Annotated in this window: 12 protein-coding genes; 5 read left to right on the top strand and 7 right to left on the bottom strand. The window is 54.0% G+C overall.

Features of this window, described 5'->3' with window-relative positions; all coding sequences use genetic code 11:
* Positions 1–278 precede the first annotated feature (278 nt).
* Positions 279–2,948: an aconitate hydratase AcnA gene (gene acnA / locus KTE_RS28310; protein WP_201387321.1), complete on the bottom strand. Its 2,670-nt coding sequence runs from the start codon at positions 2,946–2,948 to the stop codon at positions 279–281.
* Positions 2,949–3,184: 236 nt separating this feature from the next.
* Here acnA and KTE_RS28305 point away from each other — a divergent pair, with 236 nt between their 5' ends.
* Entirely contained in the window at positions 3,185–3,931 is a 747-nt protein-coding gene (locus tag KTE_RS28305) for a GntR family transcriptional regulator (protein ID WP_236600711.1), read from the top strand.
* Positions 3,932–4,039: 108 nt separating this feature from the next.
* On the opposite strand, the gene KTE_RS28300 is transcribed toward KTE_RS28305, so the two are convergent.
* The 5 genes from KTE_RS28300 to KTE_RS47950 all read right to left on the bottom strand — a co-directional run bounded on the left by KTE_RS28300 (position 4,040) and on the right by KTE_RS47950 (position 7,086).
* The gene (locus KTE_RS28300; RefSeq protein WP_201387319.1) at positions 4,040–4,399 is read right to left on the bottom strand and encodes a DUF488 domain-containing protein; all 360 of its coding nucleotides are present in this window, start codon (positions 4,397–4,399) and stop codon (positions 4,040–4,042) included.
* Between the two features lie 187 nt (positions 4,400–4,586).
* A complete protein-coding gene (locus KTE_RS28295; protein WP_236600710.1) occupies positions 4,587–5,807 on the bottom strand; it encodes a transposase in 1,221 nt (406 codons plus the stop codon).
* Positions 5,804–6,202, bottom strand: coding sequence for an IS200/IS605 family transposase (tnpA, locus tag KTE_RS28290; protein WP_201387317.1), 399 nt, complete (start codon positions 6,200–6,202; stop codon positions 5,804–5,806). The genes KTE_RS28295 and tnpA overlap by 4 nt, the downstream gene beginning before the upstream one ends.
* A gap of 57 nt (positions 6,203–6,259) precedes the next feature.
* Positions 6,260–6,454 carry a DUF3221 domain-containing protein gene (locus KTE_RS49840; protein WP_374226848.1) on the bottom strand — a complete coding sequence of 65 codons (195 nt, stop codon included), beginning with the start codon at positions 6,452–6,454 and terminating at the stop codon, positions 6,260–6,262.
* A gap of 71 nt (positions 6,455–6,525) precedes the next feature.
* Complete coding sequence (locus KTE_RS47950) at positions 6,526–7,086, bottom strand: transposase (protein WP_236600709.1); 561 nt, start codon at positions 7,084–7,086, stop codon at positions 6,526–6,528.
* Between the two features lie 102 nt (positions 7,087–7,188).
* On the opposite strand from KTE_RS47950, the gene KTE_RS47945 reads away from it, so the two are divergent.
* Positions 7,189–8,487 carry a hypothetical protein gene (locus KTE_RS47945; protein WP_236600708.1) on the top strand — a complete coding sequence of 433 codons (1,299 nt, stop codon included), beginning with the start codon at positions 7,189–7,191 and terminating at the stop codon, positions 8,485–8,487.
* Positions 8,488–9,253: 766 nt separating this feature from the next.
* Here KTE_RS47945 and KTE_RS28275 read toward each other — a convergent pair.
* Positions 9,254–9,793 carry a hypothetical protein gene (locus KTE_RS28275; protein WP_201387311.1) on the bottom strand — a complete coding sequence of 180 codons (540 nt, stop codon included), beginning with the start codon at positions 9,791–9,793 and terminating at the stop codon, positions 9,254–9,256.
* 213 nt (positions 9,794–10,006) lie between these two features.
* Between KTE_RS28275 and KTE_RS28270 the strand changes: the two genes are divergently transcribed.
* The 3 genes from KTE_RS28270 to KTE_RS28260 form a co-directional block, all read left to right on the top strand.
* A complete protein-coding gene (locus KTE_RS28270) occupies positions 10,007–10,225 on the top strand; it encodes a hypothetical protein (protein WP_201387309.1) in 219 nt (72 codons plus the stop codon).
* Between the two features lie 101 nt (positions 10,226–10,326).
* Entirely contained in the window at positions 10,327–11,718 is a 1,392-nt protein-coding gene (locus KTE_RS28265) for a serine/threonine-protein kinase (protein WP_201387308.1), read from the top strand.
* 24 nt (positions 11,719–11,742) lie between these two features.
* The coding region (locus tag KTE_RS28260) for a hypothetical protein (protein WP_201387306.1) at positions 11,743–12,170 on the top strand (428 nt) is incomplete at its 3' end.

Genomic DNA, 12,170 nt, shown 5'->3' with positions numbered 1-12,170 from the left:
ATGGCACACGCGTTGTTGCTTCCGACTGAACATATTGTTCAGCCGGGTTTCTCATAACTTACAGCGGTATGCAGAAAGGTTGATCTTGTGCTCCGACCGACGCTACTAAAGTACGCGTCTACATATCCAGGTACGGAGCATCTCGTCCTTGATATGTAGACGCGTACTTTAGTAGCGTCGTGCCTCGCTCAATGCATCTGCACACTACTTATGCAGTTTTAATAATTAATCAGAGAATGTTGAGTGTCTCTGTTCTCAGGTTAATTATTAAAAGATCATTAGTCCTGCGCGAGCAACTGGCGCAAGATCATGTGGAGCACACCGCCATGGCGCAGGTACTCAATTTCGGCTGCGTTGTCCACGCGAGCCAGCACAGTAAAGCGTTGCAGGCGCTCACCATCTCTGGCCTCTACTTCGAGCAACCGACCCGGTACCAGACCATCTGCGATGCCCCGAATCGTAAACTCTTCCTGCCCTGTGAGTCCCAGCGACTGGCGGTTCTCGCCCGGCTGATATTGCAAAGGCAGAATTCCCATGCTCACCAGATTTGAGCGATGGATGCGCTCGTAGCTCTCCGCAATGACCGCTTTGACCCCCAGTAAAGATGGTCCCTTCGCGGCAGTATCGCGCGAAGAGCCGTTTCCGTACTCCTTGCCAGCCAGAGCGATCAGCGGTACACCCTCTTTCCGATAGCGCATGGCGGCATCAAAGATCGTCATCAACTCCCCGCTCGGCTGATGAGTAGTCCAACTGCCCTCTTTGCCGGAAGCCAGTTCGTTGCGTAGGCGAATATTCGCCCAGGTGCTGCGCATCACGATCTCATAGTTGCCTCGCCGCGTCCCATAGGTGTTAAAGTCCGGTTTGCGCACGCCATGCTCAAGTAAAAAATGACCAGCCGGGCTCTCGGCGGCAATGCTTCCGGCGGGAGTAATATGATCGGTCGTGACGGCATTGCCGAGTGCGACCAGGACGCGCGCGCCCTCGATATCACGTAATGGAGACGGATCAGGTGTGAGATCTGCGAAAAAGGGCGGCTCCTGGACATAGGTTGAGTTTGGCTCCCAGGCATACGTTGAGCCAGCAGGCGCCTGTACCTGTTGCCATTGCTCATCTCCCTGGTAGATCCGGCCATATTCTTGCGCGAACTGATCTTTGCGCAGCGCAGTCTGCACAATATGCGCCACCTCTTCTGAAGAGGGCCAGAGATCGCTGAGGAAAATTGGCTGGCCCGCGTCCGTGTGGCCCAGCGGCTCACTCGTCAGATTCTTGCGCACCGTTCCAGCCAGGGCGTAGGCGACAACCAGTGGAGGTGAGGCCAGATAGGCGGCCTTCACTAACGGGTGGATTCGCGCCTCAAAGTTGCGATTGCCCGAAAGCACCGCGGCCACATTGAGTTGCTCGCGCTGAACCTGCTCCTCTATCGCCGGGCTGACCAGCGGACCAGAGTTCCCGATGCAGGTGGTGCAGCCATAGCCGACGAGATAGAAGCCGAGCGCTTCCAGATAGCTCAGCAGTCCGGCCTCGCGCAGATACTCGGTGACAACGCGCGAACCAGGAGCCAGGCTTGTCTTGACGTGAGCAGGAACGCGCAAGCCAACCTCAACAGCGCGCTTTGCCAGCAGGCCCGCGGCGATCATTACAGAGGGATTTGAGGTGTTTGTGCAACTGGTCAGGGCCGCAATAACGACCGAGCCATCACTCAACTGTTCGTCCGAGTGGGCTGGTGTGGGCACAGCGGAAACCAGGTCAACAGGGCGCGTCTCTTGCTCCTTTGAAGGGAATGCGGCGGAGAAATTTTCCCGCACTCCGGAGAGCGGCACACGACCCTCAGGGCGCTTTGGCCCCGCCAGGCTCGGCTCGATCGTCGCGAGATCGAGTTCGAGCAGTTCACTGAAGATGGGCAGTGGCGCGCCATCGACGCGGAAGAGCCCCTGCTCTTTGCAATAGCGCTCAACTAGTTGAATAAGCTCGATCTCGCGATTGCTGGTCTCCAAATAACGTAACGTTTGCGCATCAACCGGGAAAAAGGCGGCGGTCGCGCCATACTCCGGGCACATATTGGCGAGTGTGGCCCGGTCCGCGACACTCAGACTGGAGAGTCCATCTCCACAAAACTCAACGAAGGTATTGACAACACCGTGCTTGCGCAGCAACTGGGTGAGTGTCAGCACCAGGTCGGTAGCAGTCGTGCCAGGCGGCAGCGCGTTGGAGAAACGTACCCCGATAACCACTGGGAACGGTAGATACATCGGCTGCCCCAGCATACACGCCTCCGCCTCAATACCACCCACGCCCCAGCCCAGGACGCCGAGTCCATTGACCATTGGCGTATGGGAATCTGTGCCAACCAGGGTGTCAGGAATGACAACCTGGCGTCCGCCTATCGACTGGACCTGAACACAGCGACTCAAGTGTTCCAGGTTAATCTGGTGGCAGATACCCATGCCAGGAGGCACCAGCGCAAAATTGTCAAAGTTTTGCTGAGCCCAGCGCAAAAGGGCAAAGCGCTCACTGTTCTGCTCATATTCGCGCTCGCTATTGGCCTGATATGCTCGTTGAGAGCCAGACTGGCTGACCTGAACGCTATGATCAATCACTAAATGGGCCGGCACAAACGGATTGACGCGGCGCGGATCTTTGCCAGCTCGCGCCATAGCTGCGCGCATTGCGGCCAGGTCGACCACTGCCGGTATGCCGGTATAATCGTGTAAAAGCACGCGAGCGGGCCTGAAAGGAACTTCAAACTTCTCCGAGGGCGGCTCTCCTGTCCACTGCGCAAGGCCTCTGATGGTCTCAGGCGCCGCGTGTTCATCACGCAACTGCATTTCCAACAAGATTTTCACCGTCATTGGCAGACGGCCTGGATCTCCCAGACCCTGATCCTGGAGAGCTGGGAGCGAATAATACTCCAGATCAGTGCCAGGTAAATGGGCACGCAAAGCAAGCATAGGTTTCCTCCTGATAAGCGCTGTCTTCTTGCTATAGCCAACTCTTCCTGAAGCTTTTTATTTTTGCCACTTATTGTCATCCGAAGAAGAGTCGACACTTTGTTTTGCAAATCAATAATAACATGCTAAAATAGCACTAGTCAACCCGATTTTAAGGAAAAGTGTAGACACTTATAAAAGCCGGGCAGAATAGTATATAATTCTCTCTCAGAGAATACACAAAGAGGGGGATAGTCGTGGAAGTCTCAATGCACAGCATCTTCGCCAACGCACTGGAACGTTCGGCAAACCTCGATTCGCTGGTCGGCTCAATCGCTGAGTGGGTCGGACTCGCCATCATCGATGGGCGCCTGCGGCCAGGTGACGACCTGAACTCGGTCGCGCTTTCCAGGCAATTTAAGACCAGCCGTACACCGGTGCGCGAGGCCTTGATGCTCCTGGAAAAAGAGGGCCTGGTAACGATTCCGCCGCGCCGGCGGCCCTATGTGACGCCCATCAGTCTACGCGAAGTGCGCGAAATCTACCAGGTGCGAGCGCATCTCTACATCCTGGTCGCGGAACTCATCGTCACCCAGGCCTCAGACGAAGCAATTCACACACTCTGGGAGCACCAGGCGCGCTTAGAAGAAGCGGTCAAAAACAATGACCTGGATGCTTATTTCTGGAGCAATCTCTCATTTCGCGCCACTGAAGCCGAAATCTGCGGCAACCTCTATCTGCAACAAATGCTCAGTTCCCTTGGCCTGCGCACGCTTCACTTGCGTCATCACACGCTGTCCTATCCAGGGCGCATGGAACGCTCACTCAAAGATCACGCTCGCCTGATCCAGGCTTACGAAGAGCGAGACTCCTCGCTGGCTCAGTCCCTCACCCGCTCGCTCGTTCTGCGTGGACTGGCCTCAATCGAGCAAGCAGAGTGGGGCAACGGGCAGGGCGAGCGCGGCACACCTGCAGAACGAGAAGAGGAAAGCGAAGAATTTTAATTCTTCAAGCCTTTTGATCTACTTCTTCTCCGAAAACCCTGAGCGCGCCTGTCCCCGAATGGGGAAAGCGCTAGACACGCAAGTGACGTTGGGTTTCGGAATAAGACCCTAGTGGTTGAGCAGGTCGCGTAGCACAACAGCGTTGTTGTGCTCGCTATCATGCGCGGAATACACGAGCGTTAGCGGCCCCTGCAATGCCATGTCGTTGAGGCGTTTGAGGGCGGCCTGCCTCTCTGGCGCTTTTAACTCCTCTTCATAACGGTGTCGGAATTCGTCAAATTTGGCTGGCTCGTGATTGAACCAGTGGCGAAGATCATTGCTGGGCGCGATCTCCTTGAGCCAGAGATCAATATGAGCGCGTTCTTTCGTGAAACCGCGAGGCCAGAGACGCTCAACTAAAACGCGCGTGCCGTCATCTTTTTCGGGTGTCTCATAAATGCGTTTGATCGCGATCTGGTGACGTGCCATAAAATCTTGTTAGTCTCCATGAACTCTGCTATAGGGTCTCATTCTCACAGTTACTAGTGTAACTGTTTAGCAGAGAGTCACGCTTTTTTGTGATGCCTCTGCGCAGGAAGAATGCAACAGGGCCTTTGAATGCAGATGGACCGGACGACGCTTAGTGAACGTACCTCCCCATAGAATGGAGAGGCTTCTACGCAGTTGCCCGCGTTGGCCGCGTCCCGACCGAAAGCTGTTTTCGTCCGATACCGAGGATGACCTTCGCTGAGGCCGTATCCCGATCCAGTTCACACCCACACGTACAAGAATGCCACCGCTCTTCTAACGTCTTCTTGCGTACATTCCCGCAATTCGGGCAAATCTGGCTGGTGTACTTAGGATCAACTTGTACGAGAGTACGCCCGGCCCATGCTGCCTTGTACGTACACATTCCCACAAATTGACTCCAACCAGCGTCGGCTATTGATTTGTTTAATCCCGCTTTGGCTGCCGCCCCATTAGGCAAATACTGTCCTGTCTCTTCGTCCTGCTTCGGCTTGGGCTGTTTCACCAGATTGGCCATGGTGAGATCCTCAAGCACGATCACTTGATAGCGATTGACGAGCTTTCTTGAGGCTTTGTGAGCGAAGTCGGCACGCTGATTGCGGACCTTACGATGGGCCTTTGCCACGCGCTTCACTGCCTTCGCTCTGCGATGACTGCCGCGCTTCTTGCGAGACAAGGACTCTTGTAGCTTCTTGAGCTTGTTCTCTGCTCTCCGATAATGGCGCGGGTTCTCAAGGAATTCACCATTGGACAAGGCGGCAAAGTGAGTCACACCCAGGTCTATCCCTACATCCTCATAGCTGCTAGGCAAGGCTTCCGGCTTGTCCACTTCGCAGCTAAAACAGGCATACCAATGCTCTCCCTCGCGCTTGATGGTCAAGGTTTTGACTTTGCCTATCATGTCTCGATGCAGGTGCAGTTTCACTGTTCCAATCTTCGTCAATTTCAGATTGACTCTGACCATGCCCTTCTTATCAGGCGGGCGTGTTTGTTGATCCAATTTCCAGCCAGCGCCGTCCGGGTAGGTAAACGAGTTATAGCGGTTACGACCCTGAAAACGCGGGTATCCTGGTTTCTGGCCTTTGGCACAGCGATCAAAAAACCGTTGAAATGCCTTGTCCAGTCGTTTTAACACATCTTGCAGGACATGAGCAGCGATATCCTGATACTCTTCTCTGATCTTTGCCTTGATCTCTGGAAGGACATTTTGTTGATCATAGTAGGTGATCGATTTGCCCACCATACGGTAAGCATCCTTCCTCTCGGAAAGACCCGCATTGTAGAGTTCTCGACAACGTGCCAGAACCCAATGGAGTTTGTTCTCCACCGTCTTATTGGGAGCTAAACGGTACTTGTACGTTTTTCTCATGTCCCTTGTCCCAACTCGATATATTTTTTGACGGTTTCCTCGGTCATGTCTCCGACGATGCCAACGTAGTAACTGCGAGACCAGAAATTCCCACCCCACAGTTGTTTTTTGACTTCGGGATGCTGCTTAAAGACTTGTCTCGCAGTAATCCCTTTGAGGGTATTAACAATGAGAGAGGGCGCAATAGCGGGTGGCGCACTCAAAAAGAGGTGAACGTGGTCTTCCTGTACATTGAGTGCGCCGATCTCCCAAGTATTCGCCTCACATAATCGCCTGATTTCTTCCTCAATAAACGTGGCGATATTCCCCACCAGAATAGTCTTGCGATACTTGGGACACCATACAAAATGGTATGCTATTTTATATGTGGCATGCTTCGTATGTTGTTCTCTCATACGCTCTATTCTAGCATGGTATGCCATACCATGCTAGAATAGAGCGAGAGGGGCCGCCTAACCCCTGCCTGAAGGCGAGGGGAATGCGGCGGCCCGGCCTTCAAAAATGACAACATCAGTCACATCCTGAAGCTGCCCAGGATAACTCAAAGTCGTTATGCCACTGCTGGACCATACCTTGACCTTTTGCCCAACTTTCAGATCACTCAATGACCTTCGTTGGGCTGTATGACATGCTGTTCCTTGCTGCATATACACATGGACAAAAGAATTCACGAAGATAAGTGTATCTACCGTTGCAAAAACAGGATACTATGCGATGTTCACGCACTCGAGAGCACGTCCTTCCTCAGCTGAGACGTCGAAAGGATGGCGAGCACCCCTCTGGGCTGAGAGGTGCGCAGTGCGATGGCGTAGGACCATCCGGCATAGTAAACATGTTTGCCCTCAGGCGAGCGGGGTGTGATCCCCTGCGACGGCAACAGCAGCGTCGCCTCCTGCCCGCTATACAAGCAGGAGTTGACCTCCGGAGAGGTCATGCGGTACGACTCGTACCGCCGGGTTTGCTGAGAGGTGAGGAGAAAGGCCATGCCCAGCCGAGCAATGTTGAGCGACGCCGCGTAATCCCTCGCCCCGTTCCACAGGCACTCGGCGTTCGAGCAGCAGAGCATCGGCCCCCACGCCACGGCCTTCTTCCGGTCCTCTGGTGCAGCAGAGGCGTACGTCCTGGCCGGCTCACCACAGCGAGGACAGGTGTGGGTCGTGCCACGCGCTTCCACCTGCCGCGCCCGGATGCCCAACAGGTGGCACTTGTACTTGAGGACACGCCAGAGCTCGCCTCGCACAGTGCTATTGTTGCGCCAGTTGCGGAAGCGTCCCCGCACCCCACGGCCACGCCCCTGCGTCTTGAGCGTCCTGAGGTCTTCTCCGCAGATGAGCCGGCAGTCGGAGAGCAGCGCCAGTAGGATCAACAGGTTGGAGGCCAGGTGCGCCAGTTCGCGGTTTCTCCGCTCGTAGCTCTTCCAGCACTGGCTGATGCGCGCATCGTACTCCCGGACGCGCTGCTGCCAGCCCGCAAGATGCGCGGGGAGCGGGGCTCCATGCTCCTGCTGGGCGGCCTGGGCCTCCTTGACGAGCTGCCCGTAGCGATCGCGGCAGGCCTTGAGCCGATCAATCTCCCTTCGCAAGCGCGCCTGCCTGCCATCGATGCCGCCCGTATCCAGGAACAGTGGACGGCTCACCTGCCGATACCGCTCCTCGTCGCCCTCCTCCGGCGGTTGCAGGATCGAGACCGTGATCAGCGAGCGCACCCCCCAGTCCCAGCCCAGCACGCGCGTCTCCTGCTCGAGCGGAGAGACGTACCTGGCCGATACCTCCAGGGTGAGATCGAGCACGGCCACACGGCTGCCATCGTCGCCCCGGATCTCTCTCAAGGTCGGCGCCTGGGAGAGAGCCCCTTGCGCGAGGAGCGCGCAGACGGCAGGGGGCAGCGCGATGGCCTGGCTCCAGGCACCCCAGCTCCATTTCCCCTGGTCATCGGGGGTGCGCAGTCGCAGCGAGAGCGATGCGAGTTGTCGCTCTTGCCGGCTCTCGAGATCGCAGCCCGGGGCCAGCTCGATGCGTGCCCGATAGGTCTGACCGGCCTTCATGCCGTCGTCTCCGGCAAAGGTCAGGTGACCAACCGACAGGACGGGCACGGGTTGAAGGGCTTCATAGGTGCGAGGGAACGCTCCGGTGTGCAGGTACCAGTTGCAGGCCTGTGCCATGAGATTGGTCATGGCCACAAACGCCTCAGCATCCTCCCCGGCATCCTGCAGCTGTGCGCGCAGGGTGCTGACCTGCTCGGTGATCTGCCGGTGATCTTTTCTGGCGGGCCGCTTGCCTTGGGCGGGGATGATCAAGCCCTCGGAGAGCAGGGGCACGATCGCCTCGAAGACGCGCTTGCGGCTGGCCTGCGCGCGCAGGATGCGGCCCGCCTGCTCCATCTCGCAGCGCTCTTGCCGGCTGCCGTGACCAGAGCGGGTGAGCAGGTGGCGCTCGACCTGCTTCCAGGCAGGACCAGCCCTCTCGCCAGCAAAGGCATCGAGTTGGGGCCAGAGCGTGGTGATGATCTGGTTGATGGCGAGGCGGCTGGCATCGAGGAGCCGCAGGGCCTGAGCTTGCATGCCATCGGGCACGCGGATGGGGAACGAGAGCGTGTGCGTTTTGACCACCTGCGTCCTCCTGGCTTCCTCCTGGGTTCTGACCCCGCGAGACAATTCGCTGCCGGGCCATCGATGCGTTGACCTCGATACCTGAAGTATACGAAAAATCAACATGTGTTGCAACTGTCAGCAACCCTGCCTTGAGTATTGCCTCGAGTGATAAGGCCAATCGTTGTTGAGCCAGTTTCTGATGCCGGGGAAATGGTTTGGACTATTCCTGTCAGGTTTTCCTTGCTACATGGTACTTGCATGCTGGCCATGAGCCGAGGAAGGAAGAGAGCGGTCAGTGAACCGATAAGGACGAAAGTAATCAAAAGTGGGATCCAGATTTTGGGTAATGAGAAACGTCGCAACAGCAATGGACTTCTAAAAATAGCTGTATTCCTCCTAAAATGCTCTTTTCTCTGAAGGAGATGTACACCAGAGCTCTGAAGTTCCCATAGAGGAGAGGCCTGCATGGACAGGGGAGAACGTGTCTATCAGACAAACAAGGAGCAGCCTCAGTGACCTGCTCATGACGGAACACTCGATCGCGATTGAACGTGCATCGTCGTTGCATTCCAGATGCACAGATATTTTTTTCTTTACCGTAGTAAGGCCCTGATCAAACGCCGTTTCTCTTGCCTACTATGTGGGTTTGTCCCTCCGAGAAGAAGTGTACCTGAGAGTATTAAAAAAATACAAGTTTCTGCCGCATATCTTGGCTCTTGTCCACTTTGGATACTGGTGGCGAAGTCGAGGTTCACGCTTGGGATTCAATGAATTCAAGCTGACATGAGCATCATTTTTGACTTCGCCACCAGTATCCAAAGTGGACAAGAGCCGTTTTAATGTTGGGATTTGCATTTTAGGAATAAGGCATGCTGATAAAGATTGTGAGGGTTACATCAGGATAAGCTTGTAGATGAGACCTGAAGTTCCCTGTGCGAGTGAAAACGAGTGTCGTGGTGGTGTAAGGCGCCATTGTGAATGGTGCAAAACCATCTGGTGTATCGCTTACGAGCGTCTGGGGATTGGCTGAATCGTTCTGAATAAACACCTGTCCTCTTGCCCGAGGAGGTACAGAGAGGTATGGCTGGGTAATGTAGGCAACCGGGCGATCAACAGCAGAGTGAATGGTTGTGCTATTACCATACTCCTGCTCTTGCACCTGTGTTATTGCACCTCCACTATGACTCACAAATGCCGCAAAATCTCCCTGGCTAACGGTAGGAGTTGGCATTGTTGTCGGCATAGTGGTAGGAGTGGCTGTGGTAGGAGCTGCTGTTCCCGTCTGGGTACCAGCAGGAGGCAGGTATCCCTGACCTGCTGTCCCGCAAGCAGATAAAAAGAGAAGAAAACATACAAGACCGAAGAATGACATACTCAAGAATAATTTTTTAGGCATTGGCATAAAATCCTTTCAAAAACATAGAGAAAATGTTATGGTTGATAATTAAACGCACAATACCAGGATATGCTGTGTATCAGATTACTTTCTTGTAAATACAAATATTTCAGGGTCAAGGAGCCCAAGGAGATCTTCAGTGGCGGCAAGGTCCACGCAGGTCTGCTTCCCGTCTCTGGCTAAGAAACGGTTGCCAGGCTGTTCCTCACATTGATGCGCAAAGTGCCAGCAAGCCATACCCTTTTCATCGAGGAGGTGAATGGTACGCCTGCGCTTCTGTCCTGGAGCGCTTCACAGCTCAACTGGGTATTGACACTCGATATCCTCGATAATGTCATTGTGGGATTGTACAGCATTTTGAATCCTGATAAGCTGGCCTTTCTGCAACGCCAACTGGAAGAACGGCGAGGCCAACAAGAGCACAACACATAGTAATCTTTTTCTCTATTCCATGTTAATATGTAAATGCATAAATGTATATGATGGTGAAATTGAGCTAAGCGATATGAAAAAGCATAAAGGAGATTCAGTTCATGAGCCATATTCCCCGACGCATTGGGAAATATGAATTGCAGGAGCTTTTGGGAAGTGGTGGGATGGCAGAGGTATGGAAAGCTCTTGATACTCAATTGCATCGCTATGTCGCTATAAAATTACTGCATGCAAATTTACATGCAGACCCGGATTTTATCTCTCGTTTTACTCAGGAAGCGCAGATGGTTGCAGCCCTGCGTCACCCAAACATTGTACAAATCTATGACTTTCATATATCGGAATCAACTGAGACTGAAGATACACCAGCCTATATGGTTATGGAGTATATCCAGGGTCAGACCCTGGCTCATTATATCCGCACTACGTCACAGCAGAAGAATTTTCCTTCTGCTAACGATATTATTCAGCTCTTTACCCCTATTAGCCTGGCTTTAGATTATGCACATCGGCAAGGCACAATCCACCGTGATATTAAACCGGCGAATATTTTGCTTGACCAAAAGAATCGGACGCATAATCCAATGGGTGAGCCGATTCTCTCAGATTTTGGTCTGGCCAAGGTGATGGATGCTCCTTCCCGAACAGTAGCCGGAATGGTATTTGGCACTCCCCTCTATATTTCTCCTGAGCAGGTGCAGAATGGATTAATAAGCAACCGCACCGACCTTTATTCTCTGGGCATTGTTCTCTATGAACTGTTTACCTCGCAGCCACCTTTTTCGGGTGGGAGTTCGAGTCATATTATGCTCCAGCACGTTCTTGAAGAGCCCACTGATCCACGCAGCATTAATCCCGACCTCTCCTCTGCGTTATCAGAAGTTCTCCTTAAAAGCATCGCCAGAGATCCACAGGATCGTTTCTCCAGCGCTGCTGCTATGACCGCCGCGGTGGCGGAGGCACTCGATCTCCCAGTGCCAGAAGCTGTGCGGCTGGCACTTGCCTCGACACATCAAGCGCAAGGATCAACGAATGATGCACAACCAGTTGATCAAGAAGCCGCGACGGTAATTACTTCGCCCCCTGCGGCTATGCTGGGCCAGCAAAAGCTGAATGCGGTTGTTGATGAAGATGCAGCGAAAGTCGATCTGCTCTCAGCAGAAAGGGTGGAGGGCACTAGTGGCCCCCTGAATTTGCCAGATTCTGAACCGCCATTGGCAGGAGTCGCAACCAGTGACAAAATAGCGACTGCTGATATCCTTGACTCCGGAGCAACTCTTCTCTCCAAACCGGGCCAACAAGTGCCTGATGATGATGAGCAATCCGAAGCAGCTGCTCAAAGTGATGCCAGGAGGGCAGACGGTTGCAATACCAGTAAGGCCCACATTCTCATCTCCTTCAAAGATGCCACCGGTAGCCCCCCTACCGTCACATGCACCAGGAGCGCAAAAGCACCAGAGGATGCGTATAGTGATCGCGGCCCTATTCATTAGTATCTTGATTGTGCGGGGTCAGGCGTGTTCTTTCTCCTGCAAACGCCGCATAAGGCCACCACGACCACCAGCACAAATAGCACTGTTGGGCAGGCTTTCTTTCTCAGTAGCGTAAATATGGACCAGGATACGGCCAGGGGAAACAACAGTAAATTAGAACTAGATCTCAAATCCATTCCAGCCGCTCAAAATGGGAAGAGCTATTATGCCTGGTTACTGCCTGATAAAAATCAGCCTGAAGGGGCGCCTATCCTCCTGGGACAACTTATAGCGAAGGATGGAACTATTCATTATATCTACCCAGGCAATAGTGATACCTCAGATTTGCTTGCGATGACCAGTCGTTTTCTCATCACCGAAGAAAGTTCCACCATCACACCGGATATCCCTTCTCCTGATCTTAATGCCTGGCGCTATTATGCAGAGATTCCTCAAATGGTGCCCGCCGGTCA

This window comes from Ktedonobacter sp. SOSP1-85, from assembly GCF_016587415.1.
Taxonomy (GTDB): Bacteria; Chloroflexota; Ktedonobacteria; order Ktedonobacterales; family Ktedonobacteraceae; genus Ktedonobacter.
This window is presented reverse-complemented; position numbering and strand designations above follow the sequence as displayed.